Raw genomic sequence first — 24,200 nt, forward strand, 5'->3', positions numbered from 1 at the left:
GAAGATATGTTGCAAGAATCTGAAACAATATCCGTTATTATACCAACATATAATCGTGCTAAAACCATTGAATACTGTATAAAATCTATTCTAGAACAAACTCTTTTACCAAATGAAATAATAATTGTAGATGATACTTCAACTGACAATACAGAAAGTATAGTTGCATCATTAAATAATAATTTAATAAAGTTTATTAAACTTGATAAAAATAGTGGGGCTCAAGTTGCTAGAAATATAGGTATAACTAAAGCCAAAAGTAAATGGATAGCATTTTTAGACTCTGATGATATGTGGGAGAATAATAAACTTGAATTACAAATGGGAGAACTTAAAAAAGTAAATTTTGATGTATATACTCTCGTTCATGGAGATTGTTATTGTTTTGATACACACCTAAATAAAAAATGGGTTTGGAATATGCCAATGACAGAATATAAATGTTATGACAAATTGCTACTACGACCATCTACATTATTTCCTAGCTTATTAATTTCAAAGCAAGCGTTAGAAGAAATTGGATTTTTAGATGAAAATATTCAATCTTTTCAAGAGTGGGATACAAGTATAAGGTTAGCAAAGATCTGTAATTTTATTCATATAAAAGCACCATTATTCATATATATGCTACATGATGGTGAAACTATCTCTAAAAATAATGTAAAGTATATTCAAGGATATTTATATATACTAAATAAGTTCAAAAATGATTTTTATAAATATCATGGAGAATTAAAATGGAAAGAACAAATAAATTCTTTAAAAGAAAAAGCTTTAAAAGAAAATATCTATAAAGAAGTAGAATATTTATTTGAAATATAAAAGATAAAGGTAATTCATAAATGATTAAAACAATAATTCATAATAATGTACAACTAGCAATCATAATTAAACATAATTATAAAAAAGATGGTATTGAGTTTTTCACGCCTAATGAATATTCACAACAATTAGCATATATGTCTCATAAAAAAGGTAAAAAAATAGATGCACATATTCACAATAAAGTAACAAGAGATGTGCACCTAACTCAAGAAGTACTTGTTATAAGAAAAGGTAAACTAAGAGTTGATTTTTATAGTCAAGATAAAATATATTTAGAAAGTACTATTTTAGAAAAGGGTGATGTTATTTTACTTGCAAGTGGTGGACATGGATTTGAAGCCTTAGAAGATTTAGAAATGATAGAAATTAAACAAGGCCCTTATTTAGGAGAAGAAGACAAGACTCGTTTTGAACATATTTCAAATAATAAATTGGAAATAAAATAATGATACCAGTAAATGAACCATTGTTGAATGGAAATGAGAAGAAGTATCTCAATGAATGTATAGATACAGGTTGGATAAGTAGCGAAGGTCCTTTTATAAACAAATTTGAAAATGCAATGGCAAATTATGTAGGACGAAAATATGCAGTAGCTGTTACAAACGGTACAGCAGCACTAGAAATGGCAATAGAAGCTTTAGGAATAGGTAAAAATGATGAAGTGATAATGCCTAGTTTTACTATAATTTCTTGCGCGCAAGCAATTGTAAAAGCTGGAGCGAAACCTATACTTGTAGATTCTGAATATGATACCTTTAATATGAAAACATCTGATATTGAAGCTAAAATAACTTCTCGAACAAAAGCAATAATGATTGTACATATTTATGGATTACCCGTTGATATAAATCCTATTTTAGAATTGGCAAAAAAACACAACTTAAAAATCATAGAAGATGCAGCAGAAATGCATGGACAAACATATAATGGAAAAATGTGTGGAAGTTTTGGAGATATAAGTATATTTAGTTTTTATCCAAATAAAATCATTACAACAGGAGAAGGGGGAATGGTATTAGTGAATGACGAAGTACTTTATGAAAAATGCAAAAGCCTTAGAAATCTTTGTTTTTCTTCTGATGGTGATAAACGATTTATTCATGAAAATCTAGGCTGGAATCTTCGTATGACAAATATTCAAGCAGCTCTTGGAGTTGCTCAACTTGAGAGAATAGATGAGTTTATATCAAAAAAAAGATGGATAGGAGCTATGTATCAAGAGCTTCTCTCAGATATTAAAACAATAAATTTACCAATAAAACAAAAAGATTTTGCAGAAAATATCTATTGGGTATTTTCTATTACACTTAAAAATGAATACCAAAAATCAGCAAAAGAAGTTATGAAAGAATTAGGAGCAAAAGGAGTTGCAACTAGACCATTCTTTTACCCTATGCACTCTCAACCTGTATTTACTAAAATGGGATTATTTCTAAATGAAGAATATTCAAATGCCTCAAAACTATATGAAAAAGGTTTTTATATTCCAAGTGGTATGGCTATTACTGAAGAACAAATAAAAGAAGTATCTAAAATTATGCATGAGATACTGACATGAATCAATTTGGAGATTTATACTCGCAATATTATGATTTACTATATAGTGATAAAGATTATCTAAGCGAGGTTAAGTATATTGATAAATTGATTAAATCAAATACAAATAATGCTAAAACTTTACTGGATATGGGATGTGGAACAGGAAAACATGCTGAACTCTTTTGTAACAAAGGATATGTAGTTCATGGTATTGATTTAAGTTTAGATATGTTAAAAATTGCTGAAACTAGACGAAAAGGAAAAGAAAAAAATCTTAATTTTAGCCATAGTAATATTACGAATCTGAATCTAAATAAAAAATTTGATGTAATAGTTTCTCTTTTTCATGTGATGAGTTACCAAAATTCAAATGAAGAACTAATTAAAGCTTTTGAAGTAGCAAAAGAGCATCTTAATGATGGTGGTATTTTCATATTTGATTTTTGGTATGGACCAGCTGTTTTAACTGATTTACCAACAACAAGAATAAAGAAACTAGAAAATAAAAATATTAAAGTTACAAGATTGGCAGAACCGATTTTACATTCACAACAAAATATTGTAGATGTGAACTATATTGTATTTATAGAAGATAAAAATACAAATGAAATAATAGAAAAAACTGAACTACATAAAATGAGGTATTTTTTTGATACTGAATTAGAAATGATTTGTGATAAAGTTAATTTAACTTTTGAAAAGAAATATACCTGGTTACTAGAAACTGAACCTAATTTTAATAGTTGGAATGCGGTATGGATATTGAGAAAATGAAAAAATTAAATGTTGCATTTTATATAAGTTCATCTAAAAAAGTTGGTGGTGGATTTCAATATGAATATAAAGCAATTTCATTATTACTAAATGCAAATTTTAACGATATAAATATTCTTATTATGACAGATATCCGAAATGTTGTAGCAGAATATACTGAAATGGGTATTGAAACTATATTTATAAAATATCGACAAGAAGATGATACTTTAATCTCTATGGAGGAATTTTTAACTCGTAGAAATATTGACTTAGTTTATTTCCTAACACCAAGTAGTAAAGCCAAAGAGTTGATAAATATTCCTTATGTTATGACTGTTTGGGATTTATGCCACAGAGACTTCAATGAATTTCCTGAAGTTAGGAATAATAATGAATTTGAAAAACGAGAAGAAAGATATACTACTTTATTAAAAAAAGCAATAAAAGTCACTACTGATTCAGAACTTGGTAAAAAAAATATTTGTTATAGATATGGAATAGATGAATCAAGAGTTAAAATATTAAAATTCTTACCACAAACAATGAATAATGATAAATACATAAATATAAAAGAAAAATATAATATATCTAATAATTATATATATTATCCTGCTCAATTCTGGGCACATAAAAATCATATTTATATTTTAAAAGCATTAAAGATATTAAAAGAACAATATAATTTAACAATTGATACTATATTTACAGGAAGTGATTATGGCAATCTAAATTATATTTTAGAAAAAGCTCATGAATTTGATATTAAAAAACAGGTTCACTATTTAGGCTTTGTTGATGAAGAAGAAATTTCAAATTTATATAAACAATCTATTGCACTTGTAATGCCTACATATTTTGGTCCAACAAATATCCCCCCTTTAGAAGCATTTTCTTTAAATGTTCCTGTTTGTTATTCTGATTTAGAAGGGCTACGAGAACAAGTAGGTGAAGCTGCATTTTTAATGAATCTGCAGGATCCAAATAGTCTTGTTAAACATCTTTTAACTATATTAGAAGATAACAGTATTGTTACTGATAAGATATTACTGGGGCAAAATATCATTAATTCTTGGACAGAAAAAGATTTTTTAAATGGTATTTATAATATTTTAGATGAATACAAAATACTAAGAGAATGTTGGAAATAAAGATATATGAAAAATATCCTATAGGAATTTTTAAATAATTAACATAATTCTATATATAACAAGTTAGAGAATATACAGAAGTAGATGATATTGTAAGAATTAATGATGATTTTAAAAAAGAAGAAGATAAATAATATGACAGAAAAAAAAGTAGCATTAATCACAGGAATTACAGGACAAGATGGAAGTTATTTAGCAGAGTTTTTACTAAAAAAAGGTTATATTGTACATGGAATAAAAAGAAGAACTTCTTTGTTCAATACAGATAGGATAGACCATCTTTACGAAGATCCTCATGTAGAAAATAGAAATCTAATTTTACATTTTGGGGATATGACAGATTCTATGAATTTAACTAGAGTTATCCAAGAAGTACAACCTGATGAAATATATAATTTAGCAGCAATGAGTCATGTTGCTGTATCTTTTGAAACACCTGAATATGTTGCAAATGCAGATGGAACAGGGACACTTAGAATTCTTGAAGCAGTAAAACTTCTTGGACTTACAAAAAAAACAAAAATATATCAAGCCTCTACTTCTGAACTTTATGGAAAAGTACAAGAAACACCTCAAAGTGAAACTACTCCATTTTATCCAAGAAGTCCTTATGCTGTTGCTAAAATGTACGCTTATTGGATAACTGTGAATTATAGAGAAGCTTATGGTATGTTTGCTTGTAATGGAATTCTATTTAACCATGAATCACCAGTAAGAGGAGAAACATTTGTTACTAGAAAAATTACAAGAGCAGCTTCAAAAATAGCTTTAGGTTTACAAGATAAATTATACCTTGGAAACTTAGATGCAAAAAGAGATTGGGGTCATGCAAAAGATTATGTAAGAATGATGTGGATGATTTTACAAGCTTCTGAGCCTGAAGATTGGGTTATTGCAACTGGACAAACAACAACTGTTAGAGATTTTGTGAAATTTGCTTTTGCATATGCTGGAATAAACTTAAGATTTGAAGATGTTGGTGTTGATGAAATTGGTATTATAGATTCTTTAGATTTAGAAAAAGCAAAAGCTTCAAATGTAGATATTTCGCATCTAAATATTGGACAAAATGTAGTTTGTGTAGACCCAAGATATTTCAGACCAACTGAAGTTGATTTACTTTTAGGAAATCCTGCAAAAGCTGAACAAAAACTTGGATGGAATAGAGAATACAACTTACAAGATTTAGTAAATGATATGATGAAATCAGATTTAAAATTAATGACAAAGGATGTTTACCTAAAAGATGGTGGATATAAAACTATGAGTTATTTTGAGTAAAATTAAAATGAATAAAACATAGGCCGAACTTGATTTAATAAATCAAAAAGAAGTTAAAGATTTTTTTGAAACTAAAAAAATAGAATATGTTATTTTGGCTGGTACAAAAGATATATTTATAAAGGAATTAGCAGAACTAATCAAAAATATTGTAGAGTTTAGAGGAGAATTAATTTTTAACATAGATAAGCCAGATGGCTCTTTAGAAAATCAACTAATGTATCTAATCTTCATAATTTAGGATAGAAATACAAAATTGAGATAGAAGATGGTATAAAAAATATATATGAGTGGTATAAAAATGAATACAAATAAAACAAAAGTAACCATTGTAACAGTAACTTATAATGCACAAGAATATCTTGAACAAACTATTAAGAGTATCATAGAACAAGATTATCCAAATATTGAATATATAATTATTGATGGTGCTAGTACTGATAAAACTGTTGATATTATAAAGAAATATGAAAAATACATCACTTATTGGATTAGTGAACCTGATACTGGAATTTATGATGCCATGAATAAAGGCATTAATGTTGCAACAGGAGAATGGATTAATTTTATGAATGCAGGTGATAGTTTTTGTGAAAATAATACAATTCTAAATGTGATAAAAAGCCTAAAGAATGATACAGATCTTATTTCTGGTGATATATATTATATTGAAAATGACGAAAAAACTTATCACAAACAACAATTAATTAATTATCCAATGCAAAATATGTTTTGCTATCATCAGACGTTATTTACAAAAACATCTATCATGAAACAAATAAAGTTTTCAACTGAATTTAGAATTGCAGGGGATTATGATTTTGTCCTTAAATGTTATATAAAAAACTATAAATTTCAATACTTAAATTTTGCCATAGCTAATTTTATAAGTGGAGGATTAGCTGAAAGTCAAAATATTATTGCTAGAATTGAAGATATATTTATTCAATCAAAATATACACAAGATTCTAGTGATATATTTAATTCATACTCTTTTACACGATTAAATAGCTACAATAAAACAAATAATTCACTATTTACTAGACTATTAAATAATTTGTATTTACAATGTCAGGAATACGATTTAGATAAGAAAAAATTTGTACTTTACGGATATGGTAATATAGGAGAAATTATTTACAATAAATATGAAAATAATATTACTCACATTATCGATCAAAATCATGAAAATATAATACATGATAAATTATATGGAACTAATTTATTATCATCTTTAAATTTTGAATACATTCTAATTAGTGTCTTGGGTAAAGAAAAGGAGATTAAAAAATATTTAATAAAAACTTTCAATATCCCAGAAAGTAAGATTTTAACATTTAAGATTTAAATTTCAAATCTTGATTTTTCAGGGAATATCTCTAGTAAAGCTTTATTTAAAATAGTTTTAGAAAAGTTAAAATCTTTATCACTCATAGTTTCTTTAGTATATCTTCCTTTTGATGTGGAATCATTAATACAGTATATTTTATATGTTCTATTTTTTATATCCTGTGCAATTTTTACTGCATCATTCGTGGTTCTTAATTCAATATATTTTCTATGGTTAATCATATTATTAATATTTCCTGGATAAAACTTTCCACTAACTAATTGCCAATATCTAAAAAGATATTGATTGACATCACTATTATCTCTAAATTTTGATAAAGATGTTTGAATAAGTAATTCTTCTTCTTTAGTCCAAAGATCATAAAATGTTGACTTTAAAAATGGTTGAGGATAATGATTTATTAAAAATCCTGTAAATGTTTTCCAATATAATAAAAGTAAATTTGGGAAACAATAGATTCCATAATTTAAATTAAACCATTTAAAAAAATTCTTTAAAATTATTCCTCTTTTTGTCAATCTATCTCCAACATGTCTATTAAAATTTTTATTTATAATATCTATATCATTCATTACAATATGTGAAATGATTCCATCATGCATTATATTTGATATAGCAAAATCTACAGGTAAATTATTCTTAAAAAATTCATCTATACTTAGAGGTTTTAGGATAAAAAGGTCATCATTAAAGTAAACAAATTTTTCACTTAATCCTTCAATTTTATGTAAGTTTATTTCTATAGGATGAGAACTAAATGTTGGTAAATATCTTTTCTCTAAATAATCTTTGTGAGTAATAATAACTAATTTTTCATGGTGAATATTTAACCATTTAGGTAAATGCCCATATGTAATAAGATATATTTTATTAACCCAAGGGGTACATTTCTCAAAACTTCTAAAAATAAATTGTAAATTATCCCAATCTCTAAATCTATCTTCTGAATTAAGTAATTTATTTTTAGGCACATATTTATTAAACTCTATTTTCCATTCCAAATCATTTCCATCAACCCAAGGTATCACAAAATCGATAACATTATTTTTCATCCATTTTACCTTTATACAAACTCTTTTCTAAATATAAATAAAAATGGCTAGATTTCAATGATTTATCAACAAATTTTGGAACAATATCTTTAAGTAAAAAAGGATTATTTTCAACATTTTTTCTTGCATCTTTAAAAATATTAAAATATTTATCCAAATAATATAAACTATAACCATAATTTCGATATAGATTTACAAATGTTTTTTCAAAAATACCACTTTTATAAAAATCTACATTTCTATAATATGCCACATAACCTTTTGATTTCCAATCATTATTTCCATGAATTAAAGTGCTCTCTCGAATAACCAAAAAACCATCTTTATTTAGCAATTTTAAAAGATTGTTATAAACATTTTCAACATCATTAGCAGGTGTGTACATAAAAATATCACCTACAAAAACAAAATCAAATTTACCTAAAGCATCTTTTTTCATAGTCATAAAATTTTCATATATATAATTTATGTTAGGATTTTGATTTTCTTGATTATTTTGAATAATTCTCTCTTGCGATAAATCAATACCAACGGTATTATCAAATAATTTTGCAAACTCTTTAGTATATCTTCCATTCCCACAACCAATATCCAAAGCTCTTGATTTATTTTTTATATTCTCTTTTATAATTGTTTCTAATTCTTTAACTTCATAACTAAATCTGACTTTTGAGATATATTCATCATTTGTTATATATCCACCATCTTTATAGTTTTTATAAGCTTTTGACCAAAAATCACCAATTATATACTTTTGCGTTTCATCTGTATCATACTCATCACTATCAAAATATAAATGAATTTTATCTTGTAAAAATTTGTACTCTTCATCTAAAGCTTTTTTTTCTTCTTCTATAGCTACTAATCTTTTTTTTGCTTCTATTAATTCTAGGTTTAATTTATCCATCTATTTATCTCGCTCTAAATAAATTTTTATTCTTTCATAATCTTCAATATAATCAACCTCAGCCCAAAATAATCCATTAATATCTTTAATAAAAACATTTTTCTGATCTAAACTTCTATAAAATATATCTTCCCACCAATAATTATGTTTTTGTTCACTTATTAATTCATTAAGTCTTTTTTTCATAAATGAAATATCATTTTTATTGATTTTTGCAATTCCAACATATTCGCCAGTTGTTTCTTCTACACTTAACTCTTTTCCAAATTTTACTAATTTATTATTTTTCCATTGAAATTTATAATCTGCATCTTCAATTCTTGAGCTATCACTTAAAAATAAAGGTGAGGTTTCTTCTTTTAAAAGTAAATCTACCACTTTTTCTTCAATAAAAACATCTCCATTCATAATAATATAATCATCATTATCTTCTAAAAAATCTTGTGCAAACCATGTTGATGCAATTGAGTTTGTTACATCGTAAAAATTGTTTTTATATGATTTATACTCCAATCCTTTTAAAGAATCTACTATAAAACTTTCACTATACCCTGTAACTATTGCAATATCAGTTATAGCTTTTTTGTTTAATAACTCAACCGTATATCTAATTAATTCAATATCACCTATTCTAACACAACATTTTGGTTGTCCATTTAGATGCCTACTAATTCTACTACCAATACCAGCTGCCATTATTAAAACTTTCATTTATATTTTCCCATAATATTGTTTTAGAGCATTTATTAATACATCAACATACTTTTTATTCATATTACCCATATGTGAAACTCTTATTAATTTCTCTTTTAAATCTCCACCACTTGGTGTTAATATAATATTATATCTTTCTTCAAAATCTTTTATTATTTGACTTGCTAATTTTCCATCAGTTGGAGTTAAAGTGGTCATTGCATTTGGCATATTTTTTACATAAAATTCAAAAGGTAAATCTTTTATATTTTTTCTAAAATAGTTAGCTAGTTTTTTTGTTTTTTTATTAGTTTTAGAAATTGTTTGTTTTTTTAACTCTTGTAATCTTTTATTTAATTGAAGAATTATTGAAATAGCAGGAGTAAATGGTGTTTGTCCCCTTTGTACATCAAGAATATATGATTTAAAATTAAAATATATAGAATTAATCTCTTGTAATTTCGAAACTGCTTTTGGGCTTAAAACAACTATCCCAAGTCCAGGAGGAAGTGCCAACCCTTTATTTGAACTAATAATCAAAGCATCAATATTATGTTTTATCATATTAATTTCATCACTTACAAATGAACTTATAGCATCTACAATATTTAGAAGTTTATTTTTTTTACAAAATTGTCCAACCTTATTTAAATTATAGAGTTTTCCAATAGTTGTTTCATGGGCATTTACAATAAAGGCATTTGCAGGAATAGAACTAAATTCTTCAAACTTTATATTATCATCTTTGTTAATCTTCACATCAAAATTTGGAATATTATGAGTATTACAAATATCAACAAATCTTTGTCCAAATCCACCACCATTTATTACAATTGCATTATCTTCTTTTGACAAAAGATTCATAATAACCGCTTCCATAGCTCCTGTTCCTGAACTTGTCATAAAGATAACTTCACTGCCTTTTGGAGCACTAGTTAATGTTAATAAATCTTTTTTACATTCTAAAACTATTTTTGAAAAATATTCATTTCTAAAATAAGGCAATTGTAAAGAACCAATTTTTAAAATCTTTTTTGACATAGGTACAGGACCTGGTGTAAATATATATTGTTTATTCATCTGTTTTGTTCTTTTTTATAAAATCAATTAATTGCTGTGTATCTAATAAATTCCCATAATCTTTATATGACCATTTTTTAGCTGGTATTTTCCAGCTTTCACCATATAATAATTTCACATATTCTTGAGCATTATTAGGAATAAGTAACTTCATATCTTTGTAATCAAAATAATTTTTACCATCAACAAACTCTTTATTAAAATACAAATAATAATCAGCTTCATAATCCATTACGTAATATTTACCTATATCCACAGCTAAATTAATATCTAAAACTGTTGGTTCAGTTTGGCTTGGATTTGAATTTGATTTTATTATTATTTTATCAATTTCATCTTTTTTTGTAAGGATTCTATCTTCTTTATAAATTACTTTTATAAGTTGATTTTGTTTTAATAATTCATTTTCATTTATTAAATTCCAAATCTTTTCTAAATCATTTTGCGATTTTATTAAAACATCTACATCGGGAACATCACTTAAATTTTGTCCCCTTAATAAACACAATAAAGATGAACCCTCAATACAATATGAAATATTATTTTCTTGCATTAATAAAGCAAATTCTTTTACAATATTATCTGTGTTTTCAATTCTATCATGTGTAGAAAACTCTAAAGAACTATCTTCAATAAGCCATATTTTATCTTTTAGAATATTTAAATCAAGAAGTTGTTTTTCCATACTTTCAATCCATACTCCACTCATAGCAATTTTGTCAAACGATAATTGATTTAATTCTTCAACAGCATAAATTGGGATGTTGTTATACAAAGTCCCATGCAAATTCTTATTATTCTCAATAAATCCAACAATCTCGTGTTCAAATTGTAATTGTCGATAAATTGCTCGACCAGCAATACCTATTCCAAAAATTATTATTTTCATCTTTTTACTTTATTCTAATTTTTTTAAATCGTTCAGAAAAATTTGTTTTTTCAACCACATTTACTTTTGTAGGAATCTTAAAAGTTTCAAGTTTATCTTTACAAAATAGTCTTATGATTTTTTTAATATTCTCTTTTGGTTCATGTAAAACCACATCACAAACCACAGTTTGACCTGTGATTACATTTACTTCAGAATAAACCATACAATCATCAATTTCATCCATAAACAAAATCACCGATTCAACCTCAGCTGGAAGAACTTTTTGTCCACCAACATTTATAACTTCTTTACTTCTTCCAATAATTTTTAAATATCCATCTTCAAGCTCTTCGACTAAATCACCTGTTTTAAACCAACCATCACTTGTAAAAGAGTCCATTGAAGCGTTTAAATATCCTAAAACTTGAGTTTTACTTCTAAGCCACAATTCATTCTCAACTATTTTATACTCTTGATTTGCATCTTCTATTTTCATATATAAAGAATCCGATGATTTAGAACTTGTTGTACTAATTCCCGTTTCACTTGTTCCAAAAGTTTGTAAAAATTTTACTTTTGGAAAACTCTCTTTTAGTTTTAATAAAAGTGATTCAGGCATAGCTTCTGTTCCATAAGTAATCATTCGTAAAGAATTTAAATCGTAATTTTTATTTTCACCTGAAATCAAAATCAGATTTAAAAAAGTAGGACTACTTGGAAGCACCATGATTTTATAATTTTGTATTAATTCACAAATATTTTTTGCATCTCTATTTTTTGGAATAATCAAACAAGCACCCATACATAAAGCATTAAACAAAGTATTTAATCCACCAATATGATCAAACATTAAAAACACTAACATATTCATAGATTTTGCTTTTTTATCTTTGTATGAATTGATTAAATTATCTAAATTATGAATCATCGCTTTTGGTTTTCCTGTGCTTCCACTTGAAAACAAAATCAACCCAGAATTTTGATTTTTCTTTAATTTTTTTATCATTTCGTGAGAACTATTTTGTTCTATTGTTTGAATATCTAAATCACTCTTTATTGTTTTAATTGTGTATTCACAAAAAGATTCACTTATATATTCATCTTGAATTTTAGAAATAGTTGAAGTAATTGGAACGATGATATTTTTATTTTCAAATAAAGCAAAAAACAAAGCAATATTAAAAAAAGAGTAATCACCCAAAATTGCCACCACACTTGAGGGTTTAATCTGCTTTTCTAATATGCTTTTATAAATTTTTATTTGCTCTAATAATAAACCATAAGAGTAAGTGATTTCATCTACAACTATTGCATCTTTTGTTTCAAACTCTTTGAATTTTTCAAATAAATAGTTCATTAGTTATTCACTCCTCCAAGATAAATGATTTGCCCTGTGATAAATTTACTTTTTTCATCCACAAAAAACTCAATTACATTTATAATATCTTCAAATGTTCCAAATCTTTTTATTGTTTGTTTATTTAAAAGTTCTTCTATTTTATTTTTTGGAACTGCTTTTATCAAATCAGTCTCAATTGGAGTTGGACCTAGGGCATTTATAGTTATATTAAAAGGTGCTAACTCTTTTGAAGCCGTTTGGGTGAAGTTTTCAATTGCTGATTTACTTGCAGCGTATACAGCTTCACCCTCAAGTCTAAGGGGAGTTGCTACTGTTGTAAAGTTTACAATTTTTCCATTTTTTTGTTTCATCATAACTTTTGAAACTTCCCTTGTGAATAAAAAAGTTCCTATAAAATTTGTATTAAAAAGTTTAGAAATTGTCTCAACAGAAGTTGTTAAAATATGATTCATTGAAGCAATTCCAGCATTATTTATCAAAATATCAATTTTCCCAAACTCTTTTTTTACAGCTCGTATCATACTTACAACTGCTTTTTCATCACTAACTTCCAAAGAAAAATGTCTATAATTTGGATGATTTATTGAACTCTCAGTTCTTGAACAGCCAATTACAAAATCATTTTGCTCTAAATAATAGTTTGCAATAGCTTTTCCAATTCCCTTAGAAGTTCCAGTTATAACTATGATTTGATTCATTAGTTTTCCAATAAAGATTTAATATATAAAGTTAAACTTTCAACATTTCTAAAAGGAGAAGTTTTTGCACTCATTGCTTTTTCATCGGCTAAAACTATCTCTTTATCAAACTCATCTGAGATTTTTTCTTCCAAATCTGTTATAAAACTAACAAGTGCCAAAGAGTCCAAACCACCATTTGCACCATAAAGTTTTGTTTTTGAATTTGGATTTTCTAAAGATTCATTTTCCAACTCTTCATTTAATTCAACTAATGTTTCTATTATGATTTTTTCGATTTTATCTTGCATATTTCTTCTTTATTTAAATTTAAAATCTATTTTATCTAAATAGTTTTTAATTGGTTTTAGTAATTTCGAATTTTTTCGATTTTCCCACTTTTGTTTTTCTAATTCTAAATAAAAATACTCTTCATTTTCTTTGTACAATTCAAAACCAAAGTTTTTATTAAAACTAAAAGCAATGCTATTTTCTTTTTTTACTAAAGAACCTATTTTTTTTATTTTGTTATTAAAAAAACAATTATCTAAAAAAAGATAAGCACAACAAGATGAAATTATTGGATTTACTTCTTCTTTAAAAAATATTCCCCAAGTAAATTCATCTTTTTCTTTCACCCAAGAGCAAGAACCTAAAACTTCATTTTCTTTAAGCACTGCAAAATATTTTTTATCTGAATTATTTTTTAAAGAATTTATCCATTTTGTATGATTTTCTAAACTTATGATTTCATTTGTAATCATATTTTTTCTGATAAAATCTCTGTTTCTAATATTTAATATTTCAAAAGACTCTTGTTCATTTAGTGTAGAATAATTCTTAAAAACTATTTTCATTTTAACTCTTTAAGTATCTTTTTTACCAATCTATTTTTTGCAAATTTTAGAGTTAATTTTTTATAACAATTACTTTTTTTTACATAATCTATTTTAGTTTTTAAAACTTCTTTTGTTAAATCTTTGGCTTTTATTGTTGTTTTTATGCCTTTATTTTTCAAAAATTTATCTACAACTTTTTGATTAGAGGCAACTTCAATATTTATAAACTTTTTCTTTAAAGCCAAAACTTCAAATAAAGTTCCTCCACTTGCAGTTATCACCAAACTTTTTGTTGCAATTACCGAAGCCATATTATTTATATCAACTAAAAGTTCGATATTTTTATTCTCTTTTAACTCTTTAATATTTGGATTTACACTTGTTGTTATAACTGTAATTTTATATTTTTTGTTAATTTCCAAAAGTAAACTAGCAATTTTTGAAGAGAGATTTAAAACATCATTTCCACCTAAAATAATAGCAACACTATTTCGTGTAACTTTTGTTTTTTTAGTCTCCAAAAACTCATCACGTAAAAGTGTATATTCACTTCCGCAAAATAGTTTTGTTTTTTTAGGAAGTAATTTTTTATACTCTTTTTCTTGGGCTTGAACTCCATGATTTAAAACCATATCTGATTTATGGGGATTTATAGTATCGTCAAAACTTAACATTTTTAGAGTTGGATTTTGAATTTTTATTTGCTCTTCAAATTTATAATCTATATCGTAAGAGTCTATAATCAAAAGATTTATTCTTAAACCTTTTACAAAATAATCTAACATTTTTACACTATTATCACTGATAGAATAGATGGAAAATCCTGATTTTAAAATCTCTTCATTTATATTTCCATATAAATTTTGCGTTGCAAAAAGTATTTTTAGATTTTTATCACACTCTTTTAATCTTTTTGCCAAAAGCAAACATCTTTTAACATGCCCTAAACCAATAGTTGATGATGAATCACATCTAAAAAGTATTTTTTTCAACTCTATCTCCAAACTTATAATCTTTAAGTGAAGTTTTTCCCAAGATTTCATTTAAATATTTTGGATGAAGTCCAAATCCTGGTCGAACTGATTTTATATTTTCAAGACTGAATTTTTCGCCTTTTTTTATATCTTTAGATATATAAAGACTTCTTGAAAATCTTCTTTGTTTTTGTTTTTTTTCATCTAAACTATAATCAACAATCCCTAAAAGTTTTTCAGTATCACGAATTACATCAACAAGAAGTTTAAACTCTTTTTTGTCCAATGAAAATTCACAATCAGCTCCACCAATACTTTTATCAATAATAAAGTGTTTCTCAATTACTTTTGCTCCTAAAGTAACTGCAACTATTGGAGCTGTTACTCCTAAAGTATGGTCTGAAAATCCAACCTCAACTCCAAAAGTCTCTTTCATATTTGAAATAGTTTTTAAATTAGCCTCTTCAAGTGGCGCTGGATATTGGCTTGTACATTTTAAAAGTACAATATTTTCATTTCCCTCTTTTTTACAAATATTAACAACATCTAGAATTTCATCAATTGTAGCAATTCCTGTACTAATGATAATTGGCTTTTGTTTACTTGCAACATATCTTACAAGTTCATAATCTGTTATTTCAAAAGAGGCGATTTTATATGCACTTGGATTAAATTGTTCCAAAAAATCAACAGCACTTTTATCAAAAGGAGTTGAAAAAATATCTATATCTAAACTTCTTGCATACTCAAATAACTCTTTGTGCCACTCCCAAGGAGTTGTTGCCCATTCATAAAGTTCATATAAACTTTTTCCATCCCATAAAGTTCCACCTTTAACCATAAAATCATCATTTTTACAATTTAAAGTTAAAGTATCTGCTGTATAAGTTTGAAGTTTTATGGCATTTGCACCTATTTCTTTGGCTGCTTTTATTGTTTCTAGGGCTGTTTGTAAACTTCCATTATGATTTGCACTAAGTTCTGCAATAATATAAGTTCCATCTTTTTGTAAATCAAAGTTTCCTATTTTCATGCTTTTACCTTTTGTATAACTTCGTACATAATTTCAGCCCTTTGCCAATCCTCTAAAGTATCAATATCTTGAACAAGAAATCTTGGAAGTATTATGGGAATTGAGTCTTTGCCAAATATAATCTCATTTGATTTAATATTCAAGTTTGTCCAATAAAACTGTCCAGCATCTTGAAAAGCCTCTTCTAAATCTTGACTTCTTTTTGTGAAATTTTCAGGCCAAAACATTTCACATCTTTCATTTTGCGTGATTTTAAATGTTCGTTGAATTGGAAATGGCATTGATGTACAAGAAAAAGCATTTTTTGCACTTGAGTTTTTTAGTTTTTCAAAACCTTCGATTAAATACTTTTCATCTAAAAAAGGAGCTGTTGCATAAATAGTGCAAACAAAAGCATAAATTTCACCAACACTTTTTAAATACTCTAAAGCATGATTTACAACAGCTCCCGTTCCTGTAAAATCATCACTTAACTCTTTTGGACGCAAAAAGGGAACAATAGCTCCATATTCTTTAGCAATTTTAGCTATTTCTTCATCATCTGTTGAAACAATAACTTTATCAAAAAGCTTAGATTTTAAAGCAACTTCTATACTATAAGCAATTAGTGGTTTACCATGAAAAAGTTTTATATTTTTTCTTGGAATTCTTTTACTTCCTCCACGAGCTGGAATAATTGCTACTGTTTTGTTCATTTTAAAATTTCCAATATTTTTTCACAAACATAATTTTGTTCTTCGTGGGTTAAAGTTGGATAAATAGGTAAACTTATAGCTTTTTTATAATATTCATCCATAAGAGGTGTGATTTCATTTCCAAACCCTAAATTTTTATAATATGGTTGTTTGTTTATAGGAATATAATGAAGCTGTAAACCAATGTTTTTCTCTCTCATTTTTAAAACAAACTCTTTTTTATCAATATTGAGTTTTTCAAAATCTATTTTGATTACATACAGATGATAAGCACTATTATTTGTAAAAGTATATAAAGGTTTTATAAAATCTATTTTAGAAAAAAAGTCATCATATCTTCTAGCAATTGAGCGTCTAAGATATAAAAAACTATCAAGCTTTTTTAGTTGAGATAAACCCAAAGCACATGAAATATCAGTTAATCTATAATTAAATCCAAGTTCAATCATATCATAGTGCCAAGGAGCGATATCAGCTCTTGGACTCATTCCATGACCTCTTAAAAGTAAAAGTTTTTCATATAACTCTTTTGAGTTTGTAGTGATTGAGCCACCTTCACCTGTTGTTATTTGTTTTACTGGATGAAATGAAAAAATAGAAATATCACTATTAGCACAACTTCCCGCTTTAATTCCCTCAAATGTTGCACCAATTGAGTGGGCACAATCTTCTAATATTTTAATATTGTATGTTTCTTTTAAATATTTTAATTTATTCTGATTTACTGGATTTCCAGAAAAATGAACAACATAAATTGCTTTTATCGAAGAGTCTTTCTTTAGCTCTTCTTCACATAAATCTAAATCTATATTTCCATCTTCTTTGATGTCTACAAAAATAGGGTTTGCATTTGCATATAAAATTGAGTTTGAAGTTGCTAAGAATGAGTTTGGAGTAGTTAGAACTTTTTCATCTTTTTCAAGTAAAACTAAAGAAGCTAAATGTAAAGCTGCTGTTCCATTTGAAACTGCCACACAATATTTTGCGCCACAATAATTGGCAATTGCTTCTTCAAACTCTTTTATCTTTGGGCCAGTTGTTAAAAAATCTGACTTTAAAACTTCAATTACACTATTAATATCATCATCACTAATAGTTTGTTTTCCATATGGTATAAAATTCATTTATATCTCTTTAATTAACTTTAATAACTCAGTTTTATCTAGCCACTCTTTATTATTTCCAGAGTTGTATTCAAATCCTTGTACTACTTTTGAGCCTTTCTCACCAAGAATATTATGATCATAATCTCTTCTTTTTGTAAAAGTTATTGTAGGAGCTATTACAAAATGGTCATCAAACTCAAAAGTTAAATGACTATCATCAGCAGGACACATTATTTCATGAAGTTTTTCACCAGGTCTAATTCCAATTATTTTTCGCTCTAAATCTGGACCCATAGCATCTGCTAAATCAACCATTTTCATTGATGGAATTTTTGGTACAAATATCTCTCCACCTTGCATTCTCTCAAAGTTTTTAAGTACAAAATTAACACCAGCATCTAAAGTAATCATAAATCTAGTCATTTTTTCATCAGTTATTGGTAAAAACGTAGTTCCATCACGTAATAGTTTTTGAAAATATGGAACAACAGAACCTCTACTTCCTATTACATTTCCATATCTTACGACTGAAAACTGAGTATCTTGAGTTCCAACTAAATTATTTGCAGCAACAAAAAGTTTATCAGAAGCTAATTTTGTAGCTCCATAAAGATTAACAGGATTTGCAGCTTTGTCAGTTGAAAGAGCAATGATTTTTGAAACTCCATTATCAAGGGCTGCATCAATAACATTTTGTGCACCATAAATATTTGTTTTAATACACTCCATTGGATTATATTCTGCAATTGGAACATGTTTAAGTGCAGCTGCATGAATAACAAAATCAACATCTTTCATTGCCTTTTTTAGTCTTGCACCATCTCTTACATCTCCAATGAAATAACGCATACATTTATCGTTATACTCTTGTGACATTTCATATTGTTTTAGTTCATCCCTTGAATAAATAATAATCTTATTTGGTTTATATTTTTCAAGTAAAATTTTTGTGTATTTTTTACCAAAACTTCCTGTTCCGCCAGTTATTAAGATATTCTTGTTATTAAACATATAAAATGCCTTTTATTTTTATTTTATTACTTATATAATAGCAAAGATTACATTTAATTTATATTTTAATCTTGTATATGTAATAATTAATAAAATCTTTTAAAAGGCCTGTTTAATATGCAAAATAATTCAATCCCATCTGATATTATAAAAATACAAAAAAAATTATCAACTTTAGAAAAGGATTCTCGAAATTACAAAAAATATACAAAAATACTTGCAAAACATATTAAAACTTATACTATGAAACAAAGGGTAAATTCTCATATTAAAACTATTGAAACAATAGAGAAAATCGAAAAAGAGAATAGTTAAAATAAAAAACATTACAAATTGTAATATAAATCTTTACTTCATAAATAATCTGCTAAAATCCCAACATAAAATAAGAACATACCAATATAGGAAATAAAATGAATGAAAATCAAAAAAAATCATTAGACTTGGCAATAAAGCAAATAGATAAAACATTTGGTAAAGGTACACTTATCCGACTTGGAGATAAAGTTGTAGTTCCAACTGAAACTATTAGTACAGGTTCTTTAGGACTAGATTTAGCACTAGGTGTTGGTGGTTTACCAAAAGGAAGAGTAATTGAGATTTATGGACCTGAATCTTCAGGAAAAACAACTCTTACTCTTCATGCGATTGCAGAAGCACAAAAAGCTGGTGGAGTTTGTGCCTTTATTGATGCGGAACATGCTTTAGATGTTGGATATGCAAAAAACTTAGGTGTTGACACAGATAACTTACTTGTTTCTCAACCAGATTTTGGTGAGCAAGCTTTAGAAATACTTGAAACAGTAATTAGAAGTGGTGCTGTTGATTTAGTTGTAATTGACTCAGTGGCAGCATTAACTCCAAAAGTTGAAATTGACGGTGATATGGATGATCAACAAGTTGGTGTTCAAGCTAGACTTATGTCAAAAGCATTAAGAAAAATTACTGGATTATTAAATAAAATGAACTGTACAGTAATTTTCATTAACCAAATTAGAATGAAAATTGGAATGACAGGTTATGGGAGTCCAGAAACTACAACTGGTGGAAATGCACTTAAATTCTACTCATCAATAAGACTTGATATTAGAAGAATTGCAACACTTAAACAAGGTGAAAATTCAATTGGAAATAGAGTAAAAGTTAAAGTTGTAAAAAATAAAGTTGCAGCTCCATTTAAATTAGCAGAGTTTGATATTATGTTTGGTGAGGGAATCTCTAAAACTGGTGAATTAGTTGATTATGGTGTTAAACTTGACATTGTTGATAAAGCTGGAGCTTGGTTCTCTTATGGTGATTCAAAAATCGGTCAAGGAAGAGAAAATTCAAAAGTATTCTTGAAAGATAATCCAGAAATTGCAAAAGAGATTGAGAAAAAAATTCTTGATTCAATGGGAATTAATGATGCACTAATTAGCAGTAGTACAGATGATCTTGAAGATGCATCTGAAATAGACGAATAACAAATATCTCTGCCAAAGGAACTCTTTTCCTTTGGTAAAATACCTAAAATTTAACAACTAACCAAAAACTACAAAAGCAAACAACAAATTTATTTTAGCTATAATCTATGAAATTATGAAATTAGGAGACCTAAGTGGTATTTATCGACAATGTATACGCTGATGAAGTATTAGATTCAAGAGGAAATCCAACTGTAAGAGCAACTGTTATATTAAGTGATGGTACAAAAGGTAGTGCTATAGTACCAAGTGGTGCAAGTACAGGGAAAAGAGAAGCTTTAGAATTAAGAGACGGTGATAATAGATTTTTAGGAAAAGGTGTTTTAAAAGCTGTTGAAAATGTAAATACTACAATTGCAAATGAATTAATTGGATTAAGTCCATTTAACCAAGCAGAAATTGATGCTACAATGAAAGATATTGATGGAACTCATAACTATTCAAATCTTGGAGCAAATGCAGTTTTAGGTGTTTCAATGGCAACTGCACGTGCAGCTGCAAACTCATTACAAATTCCATTATATAGATATTTAGGTGGAGCAAATGCTATGACTATGCCTGTTCCTATGTTTAATATCATAAATGGTGGAGAACATGCAAATAACTCTGTAGATTTCCAAGAATATATGATTATGCCTGTTGGATTTGAAAACTTCAATGAAGGATTAAGAGCAACTGCTGAAATTTATCAACACTTAAAAAAAGTTATTGACTCAATGGGTGAAAGTACAGCTGTTGGTGATGAGGGTGGATTCGCACCAAACTTAAAATCAAATGAAGAACCAATTCAAGTTATTATGACTGCAATTGAAAAAGCTGGATATAAAGCTGGTGAACAAGTTGCTATCGCACTTGATGTTGCAGCATCTGAGCTTATCAATGAAAAAGGTCTTTATGTATTAAAATCAGAAAATAGAGAACTTACATCTGCTGAGTTAGTTGCGTATTATGCTGATTTATGTTCAAAATATCCTATCGTTTCAATCGAAGATGGTTTAAGCGAAGATGACTGGGATGGATGGAAAATATTAACTGAAACTTTAGGGCATAAAGTTCAATTAGTCGGGGATGATTTATTTGTTACTAATGCTTCAATTTTAGCAGAAGGAATCAAAAAAGGAATTGCAAACTCAATTTTAATTAAACCAAATCAAATTGGATCAGTTAGTGAAACTATGCAAACAATCAGACTTGCTCAAAGAAATAACTACAATTGTGTAATGTCTCACAGATCTGGTGAAAGTGAAGATGCATTTATTGCAGATTTCGCAGTCGCTTTAAATTGTGGACAAATTAAAACAGGAAGTACAGCAAGAAGTGATAGAATTGCTAAATACAATAGACTTCTTGAAATTGGTGCAGAAATTGGTTATAGTGAATATTTAGGGAAAGAACCTTTTAAAAAATAGAAATGATTGATGATAGCAAAAATGCGTGTATATAACAAATTTATACTGATAGTATTATTTTCTTTAGCACTAACAGTATATCTTTCATATCACGCAACCAATATTCTTTTTGGGGATAACTCTTTACAAGTTTATAATTCATTGAAATATAAAAAAGAGTATCTCGAAGAAGAGATTTTAAGATTACAAAAAGAAAATGCTTATTTACAAAAAGAATATTTTGAATTAAAAAACTTGGAGCCAGAAGAATGAAAACTTTATTTTTATTTACATTAACATCTATTTTAGCCTTAAATTTGAATGCAAGAGAAAATCCATTTGAACCAACAACAGTTTTTGACCAAGATCTTGGAAAGATAGTTCAATTAGATGAAAAAGCTGTAAAAAAATCTATGGAAGATGCTCCTTATATACAAGAGATGCAAGAGAAAATGCTTAATATTTCTTCACAAAATGAGAATAAAAATAAAGTTGAAGAAAAAACAAGTAAACCTACTACTGTTATTGAGGATGATTCATACTCAAAAAGAGAAGTTGATTCTTTAATTCAAAAAACAAAAAAACAAACTGAACAAAAAGCAAAAGAACTTGTAAAAAAAGAAGTTCAAAAAAATGTTGAACCAACACAAGTTGTTTATGTAAAACCAAGAAGTGATGTTGCTGATGATGAAGCTTTACTTACAAAAAATATACTACCATTTTTAAAGCTTGAATATAATGATAATAAATTACTAATTACTACTTCTTATGAGGTTTCTAAAAAATTCTCTATAGTTAAAGAAAATAAGATTATCATTGATTATAAAGGTAAAGTTAATTTCAATACAAAAAAAGATAGTTTAGAATCTAGTGCTTTCCCAAAAATTGCTGTAGGGAATCATAAAGGTGAAGGGTATTTTAGAATTGCTATTGAATTAAGTGACAAACCATCAAAATTTGATGTTACATATAAAGACAATTTAATTACTATTTCTAAAATAAACTAAATTTGTAATTATTCTAATAACAATCATTACAAGTAATACTTCAAGGATTGAAGCTAAAATAAATGCATAGTAGTATTCTTGTGTAATTGTATGATTGTTGTATGCTATTGTACTTACTGCGATTAAAAGTGTAAGTGGCATTGAATGTGATAAACCTAACATAAAGAACTTATTCCAACCCATCTCTTTTATAAACAGTAAAGAAGCTATTAATCTAATCATAACCATAGCAAGAGTTATCAATAATGCTTTAATGACTAAATCCCAATTTAATAATGCTTGTATTTCTAAAGATGAACCTACAGAAATAAAGAATATGGGAACAAGCCAACCAAAACCAAAATGCTCTAATTTATGAGGTAATTGTTTATTATGCTCTTCAAAAAATGTAGTAATAAAAATACCTGCGATAAATGCCCCAAAAGCAATTTCCAAATGTAAATACATCATAACAGTAATCATTAAGAAAAATATTGCCATTGAAATTCTAATATCTTGTTCTTGATGATCTTTTTCTGGCATTAAATAGTTTTTTATCTCAGGAAACCACCACATGAAATTGTGAAATAGCTTATAAATAATTAGCATAACAACTAAAAATAGCATAAATAAAGCCATTGTTTTATAAAAATCAATGCCCATTCCAAACTCTAAAGCAGCTGATATTGTAGTTAGAGCAAAAATTGATAATACCTCTCCAATTAAACCCACAATAAATGCTAGTTTAATCCACTCAGTATCTCCATACTCTTTTTTAAGTGCAGCTAATACACCAATTGAAATAAGAGGCAAGATAACTATAAATATTTTTCCTAAATCAAAATAAAATGTTATAAGAACAGAACTTGAGAAAAGTACAAGATTGTATAAAAGAGATTTTTTTAGCATTGTTGGAGAAATACATAGAAGCTTTTTTAAGTCAATTTCAATACCAGCAAGAAACATTAAATATAAAAAACCCAACTCTGCGACTAGATGAAATATTGGATTATCTACTATAAAAGCAAAATATGCAGCAAATGCGCCTAACATAATTTCAACAGGAATTGTAGGTAATTTTAAAAGTTTTGAAACTAAGGGTGAAGAAAATATTATTAACGAAATTGATATGATTATTAGTATTTCTTCACTCATTAAATTA

The 24,200-nt window shown here is 26.9% G+C and carries 28 protein-coding genes; 13 read left to right on the forward strand and 15 right to left on the reverse strand.

What is annotated here, in order from left to right; translation table 11 throughout:
• The first annotated feature begins 6 nt into the window (after positions 1 to 6).
• The 8 genes from AVENP_RS14680 to AVENP_RS14715 all read left to right on the forward strand — a co-directional run bounded on the left by AVENP_RS14680 (position 7) and on the right by AVENP_RS14715 (position 6,900).
• Positions 7 to 822, forward strand: coding sequence for a glycosyltransferase family 2 protein (locus tag AVENP_RS14680; protein WP_128359579.1), 816 nt, complete (start codon positions 7 to 9; stop codon positions 820 to 822).
• Between the two features lie 20 nt (positions 823 to 842).
• On the forward strand, positions 843 to 1,271 hold the full coding sequence (locus tag AVENP_RS14685) for a cupin domain-containing protein (protein WP_128359578.1): 429 nt from the start codon (positions 843 to 845) through the stop codon (positions 1,269 to 1,271).
• Positions 1,271 to 2,386 carry a DegT/DnrJ/EryC1/StrS family aminotransferase gene (locus AVENP_RS14690; protein ID WP_128359577.1) on the forward strand — a complete coding sequence of 372 codons (1,116 nt, stop codon included), beginning with the start codon at positions 1,271 to 1,273 and terminating at the stop codon, positions 2,384 to 2,386. Before AVENP_RS14685 ends, AVENP_RS14690 begins: the two co-directional genes overlap by 1 nt.
• Positions 2,383 to 3,141: a class I SAM-dependent DNA methyltransferase gene (locus tag AVENP_RS14695; protein ID WP_128359576.1), complete on the forward strand. Its 759-nt coding sequence runs from the start codon at positions 2,383 to 2,385 to the stop codon at positions 3,139 to 3,141. Before AVENP_RS14690 ends, AVENP_RS14695 begins: the two co-directional genes overlap by 4 nt.
• Positions 3,123 to 4,271, forward strand: a complete 1,149-nt coding sequence (locus tag AVENP_RS14700; protein WP_128359575.1) for a glycosyltransferase — start codon at positions 3,123 to 3,125, stop codon at positions 4,269 to 4,271. Before AVENP_RS14695 ends, AVENP_RS14700 begins: the two co-directional genes overlap by 19 nt.
• Before the next feature lie 135 nt (positions 4,272 to 4,406).
• Positions 4,407 to 5,552, forward strand: a complete 1,146-nt coding sequence (gene gmd, locus AVENP_RS14705) for a GDP-mannose 4,6-dehydratase (RefSeq protein ID WP_128359574.1) — start codon at positions 4,407 to 4,409, stop codon at positions 5,550 to 5,552.
• 94 nt (positions 5,553 to 5,646) lie between these two features.
• The gene (locus AVENP_RS14710; protein ID WP_153802244.1) at positions 5,647 to 5,793 is read left to right on the forward strand and encodes a hypothetical protein; all 147 of its coding nucleotides are present in this window, start codon (positions 5,647 to 5,649) and stop codon (positions 5,791 to 5,793) included.
• 60 nt (positions 5,794 to 5,853) lie between these two features.
• Positions 5,854 to 6,900, forward strand: a complete 1,047-nt coding sequence (locus AVENP_RS14715) for a glycosyltransferase family 2 protein (RefSeq protein WP_172664332.1) — start codon at positions 5,854 to 5,856, stop codon at positions 6,898 to 6,900.
• Here AVENP_RS14715 and AVENP_RS14720 read toward each other — a convergent pair.
• Genes AVENP_RS14720 through pseB form a run of 14 tightly spaced genes read right to left on the reverse strand, consistent with a single transcriptional unit; the run spans position 6,897 to position 19,201 of the window.
• Positions 6,897 to 7,955: a Stealth CR1 domain-containing protein gene (locus AVENP_RS14720; RefSeq protein ID WP_128359623.1), complete on the reverse strand. Its 1,059-nt coding sequence runs from the start codon at positions 7,953 to 7,955 to the stop codon at positions 6,897 to 6,899. The genes AVENP_RS14715 and AVENP_RS14720 overlap by 4 nt on opposite strands.
• Positions 7,945 to 8,862, reverse strand: coding sequence for a class I SAM-dependent methyltransferase (locus AVENP_RS14725; protein WP_128359572.1), 918 nt, complete (start codon positions 8,860 to 8,862; stop codon positions 7,945 to 7,947). The genes AVENP_RS14720 and AVENP_RS14725 overlap by 11 nt, the downstream gene beginning before the upstream one ends.
• Entirely contained in the window at positions 8,863 to 9,573 is a 711-nt protein-coding gene (locus AVENP_RS14730; protein WP_128359571.1) for a phosphocholine cytidylyltransferase family protein, read from the reverse strand. It abuts the gene before it with no gap.
• Positions 9,574 to 10,635 (reverse strand): pyridoxal-phosphate-dependent aminotransferase family protein, encoded by a 1,062-nt coding sequence (locus AVENP_RS14735; RefSeq protein WP_128359570.1) that lies wholly within the window; start codon positions 10,633 to 10,635, stop codon positions 9,574 to 9,576.
• A complete protein-coding gene (locus AVENP_RS14740) occupies positions 10,628 to 11,524 on the reverse strand; it encodes a hypothetical protein (RefSeq protein WP_128359569.1) in 897 nt (298 codons plus the stop codon). Before AVENP_RS14740 ends, AVENP_RS14735 begins: the two co-directional genes overlap by 8 nt.
• Positions 11,525 to 11,528: 4 nt before the next feature.
• Entirely contained in the window at positions 11,529 to 12,863 is a 1,335-nt protein-coding gene (locus AVENP_RS14745; protein WP_128359568.1) for an ANL family adenylate-forming protein, read from the reverse strand.
• Complete coding sequence (locus AVENP_RS14750) at positions 12,863 to 13,564, reverse strand: SDR family NAD(P)-dependent oxidoreductase (protein WP_128359567.1); 702 nt, start codon at positions 13,562 to 13,564, stop codon at positions 12,863 to 12,865. The genes AVENP_RS14745 and AVENP_RS14750 overlap by 1 nt, the downstream gene beginning before the upstream one ends.
• Entirely contained in the window at positions 13,564 to 13,854 is a 291-nt protein-coding gene (locus AVENP_RS14755; protein WP_128359566.1) for a hypothetical protein, read from the reverse strand. The genes AVENP_RS14750 and AVENP_RS14755 overlap by 1 nt, the downstream gene beginning before the upstream one ends.
• Before the next feature lie 9 nt (positions 13,855 to 13,863).
• Positions 13,864 to 14,400: a hypothetical protein gene (locus tag AVENP_RS14760; protein ID WP_128359565.1), complete on the reverse strand. Its 537-nt coding sequence runs from the start codon at positions 14,398 to 14,400 to the stop codon at positions 13,864 to 13,866.
• Positions 14,397 to 15,374, reverse strand: coding sequence for a UDP-2,4-diacetamido-2,4,6-trideoxy-beta-L-altropyranose hydrolase (pseG, locus tag AVENP_RS14765; protein WP_172664333.1), 978 nt, complete (start codon positions 15,372 to 15,374; stop codon positions 14,397 to 14,399). Before pseG ends, AVENP_RS14760 begins: the two co-directional genes overlap by 4 nt.
• Positions 15,355 to 16,389, reverse strand: a complete 1,035-nt coding sequence (gene pseI / locus AVENP_RS14770; RefSeq protein WP_128359563.1) for a pseudaminic acid synthase — start codon at positions 16,387 to 16,389, stop codon at positions 15,355 to 15,357. The genes pseG and pseI overlap by 20 nt, the downstream gene beginning before the upstream one ends.
• Positions 16,386 to 17,084: a pseudaminic acid cytidylyltransferase gene (gene pseF / locus AVENP_RS14775; RefSeq protein WP_128359562.1), complete on the reverse strand. Its 699-nt coding sequence runs from the start codon at positions 17,082 to 17,084 to the stop codon at positions 16,386 to 16,388. Before pseF ends, pseI begins: the two co-directional genes overlap by 4 nt.
• Positions 17,081 to 18,208 (reverse strand): UDP-4-amino-4,6-dideoxy-N-acetyl-beta-L-altrosamine transaminase, encoded by a 1,128-nt coding sequence (pseC, locus tag AVENP_RS14780; RefSeq protein ID WP_128359561.1) that lies wholly within the window; start codon positions 18,206 to 18,208, stop codon positions 17,081 to 17,083. The genes pseF and pseC overlap by 4 nt, the downstream gene beginning before the upstream one ends.
• Positions 18,209 to 19,201: a UDP-N-acetylglucosamine 4,6-dehydratase (inverting) gene (pseB, locus tag AVENP_RS14785; RefSeq protein ID WP_128359560.1), complete on the reverse strand. Its 993-nt coding sequence runs from the start codon at positions 19,199 to 19,201 to the stop codon at positions 18,209 to 18,211. It lies immediately after the preceding gene.
• A gap of 117 nt (positions 19,202 to 19,318) precedes the next feature.
• On the opposite strand from pseB, the gene AVENP_RS14790 reads away from it, so the two are divergent.
• From AVENP_RS14790 to AVENP_RS14810, 5 genes are all read left to right on the forward strand, one after another.
• The gene (locus tag AVENP_RS14790) at positions 19,319 to 19,516 is read left to right on the forward strand and encodes a hypothetical protein (RefSeq protein ID WP_128359559.1); all 198 of its coding nucleotides are present in this window, start codon (positions 19,319 to 19,321) and stop codon (positions 19,514 to 19,516) included.
• 98 nt (positions 19,517 to 19,614) lie between these two features.
• Entirely contained in the window at positions 19,615 to 20,664 is a 1,050-nt protein-coding gene (recA, locus tag AVENP_RS14795) for a recombinase RecA (RefSeq protein WP_128359558.1), read from the forward strand.
• A gap of 134 nt (positions 20,665 to 20,798) precedes the next feature.
• On the forward strand, positions 20,799 to 22,073 hold the full coding sequence (eno, locus tag AVENP_RS14800) for a phosphopyruvate hydratase (RefSeq protein WP_128359557.1): 1,275 nt from the start codon (positions 20,799 to 20,801) through the stop codon (positions 22,071 to 22,073).
• A gap of 9 nt (positions 22,074 to 22,082) precedes the next feature.
• Positions 22,083 to 22,325, forward strand: a complete 243-nt coding sequence (locus AVENP_RS14805) for an FtsB family cell division protein (RefSeq protein WP_128359556.1) — start codon at positions 22,083 to 22,085, stop codon at positions 22,323 to 22,325.
• A complete protein-coding gene (locus tag AVENP_RS14810; protein ID WP_128359555.1) occupies positions 22,322 to 23,059 on the forward strand; it encodes an AMIN domain-containing protein in 738 nt (245 codons plus the stop codon). Before AVENP_RS14805 ends, AVENP_RS14810 begins: the two co-directional genes overlap by 4 nt.
• Here the strand turns inward: AVENP_RS14810 and AVENP_RS14815 are convergent.
• On the reverse strand, positions 23,033 to 24,193 hold the full coding sequence (locus AVENP_RS14815; protein WP_128359554.1) for a cation:proton antiporter: 1,161 nt from the start codon (positions 24,191 to 24,193) through the stop codon (positions 23,033 to 23,035). The two genes, AVENP_RS14810 and AVENP_RS14815, sit on opposite strands and share 27 nt — an antisense overlap.
• Positions 24,194 to 24,200 lie beyond the last annotated feature (7 nt).

Source organism: Arcobacter venerupis (assembly GCF_013201665.1).
Lineage (GTDB): Bacteria > Campylobacterota > Campylobacteria > Campylobacterales > Arcobacteraceae > Aliarcobacter > Aliarcobacter venerupis.

Bases quoted from the DNA above. Each gene is read 5' to 3' on its own strand.
- AVENP_RS14745 (WP_128359568.1), bottom strand. From the start codon at position 12,863: ATGAACTATTTATTTGAAAAATTCAAAGAGTTTGAAACAAAAGATGCA.
- AVENP_RS14760 (WP_128359565.1), bottom strand. From the start codon at position 14,400: ATGAAAATAGTTTTTAAGAATTATTCTACACTAAATGAACAAGAGTCT.
- AVENP_RS14715 (WP_172664332.1), top strand. From the start codon at position 5,854: ATGAATACAAATAAAACAAAAGTAACCATTGTAACAGTAACTTATAAT.
- pseC (WP_128359561.1), bottom strand. From the start codon at position 18,208: ATGAATTTTATACCATATGGAAAACAAACTATTAGTGATGATGATATT.
- AVENP_RS14690 (WP_128359577.1), top strand. From the start codon at position 1,271: ATGATACCAGTAAATGAACCATTGTTGAATGGAAATGAGAAGAAGTAT.
- AVENP_RS14790 (WP_128359559.1), top strand. From the start codon at position 19,319: ATGCAAAATAATTCAATCCCATCTGATATTATAAAAATACAAAAAAAA.
- AVENP_RS14720 (WP_128359623.1), bottom strand. From the start codon at position 7,955: ATGAAAAATAATGTTATCGATTTTGTGATACCTTGGGTTGATGGAAAT.
- AVENP_RS14750 (WP_128359567.1), bottom strand. From the start codon at position 13,564: ATGAATCAAATCATAGTTATAACTGGAACTTCTAAGGGAATTGGAAAA.
- AVENP_RS14695 (WP_128359576.1), top strand. From the start codon at position 2,383: ATGAATCAATTTGGAGATTTATACTCGCAATATTATGATTTACTATAT.
- AVENP_RS14740 (WP_128359569.1), bottom strand. From the start codon at position 11,524: ATGAAAATAATAATTTTTGGAATAGGTATTGCTGGTCGAGCAATTTAT.
- pseB (WP_128359560.1), bottom strand. From the start codon at position 19,201: ATGTTTAATAACAAGAATATCTTAATAACTGGCGGAACAGGAAGTTTT.
- AVENP_RS14680 (WP_128359579.1), top strand. From the start codon at position 7: ATGTTGCAAGAATCTGAAACAATATCCGTTATTATACCAACATATAAT.
- pseF (WP_128359562.1), bottom strand. From the start codon at position 17,084: ATGAACAAAACAGTAGCAATTATTCCAGCTCGTGGAGGAAGTAAAAGA.
- AVENP_RS14700 (WP_128359575.1), top strand. From the start codon at position 3,123: ATGGATATTGAGAAAATGAAAAAATTAAATGTTGCATTTTATATAAGT.
- AVENP_RS14735 (WP_128359570.1), bottom strand. From the start codon at position 10,635: ATGAATAAACAATATATATTTACACCAGGTCCTGTACCTATGTCAAAA.
- AVENP_RS14685 (WP_128359578.1), top strand. From the start codon at position 843: ATGATTAAAACAATAATTCATAATAATGTACAACTAGCAATCATAATT.
- AVENP_RS14730 (WP_128359571.1), bottom strand. From the start codon at position 9,573: ATGAAAGTTTTAATAATGGCAGCTGGTATTGGTAGTAGAATTAGTAGG.
- AVENP_RS14755 (WP_128359566.1), bottom strand. From the start codon at position 13,854: ATGCAAGATAAAATCGAAAAAATCATAATAGAAACATTAGTTGAATTA.
- gmd (WP_128359574.1), top strand. From the start codon at position 4,407: ATGACAGAAAAAAAAGTAGCATTAATCACAGGAATTACAGGACAAGAT.
- AVENP_RS14815 (WP_128359554.1), bottom strand. From the start codon at position 24,193: ATGAGTGAAGAAATACTAATAATCATATCAATTTCGTTAATAATATTT.
- AVENP_RS14810 (WP_128359555.1), top strand. From the start codon at position 22,322: ATGAAAACTTTATTTTTATTTACATTAACATCTATTTTAGCCTTAAAT.
- AVENP_RS14725 (WP_128359572.1), bottom strand. From the start codon at position 8,862: ATGGATAAATTAAACCTAGAATTAATAGAAGCAAAAAAAAGATTAGTA.
- AVENP_RS14805 (WP_128359556.1), top strand. From the start codon at position 22,083: ATGATAGCAAAAATGCGTGTATATAACAAATTTATACTGATAGTATTA.
- pseI (WP_128359563.1), bottom strand. From the start codon at position 16,389: ATGAAAATAGGAAACTTTGATTTACAAAAAGATGGAACTTATATTATT.
- recA (WP_128359558.1), top strand. From the start codon at position 19,615: ATGAATGAAAATCAAAAAAAATCATTAGACTTGGCAATAAAGCAAATA.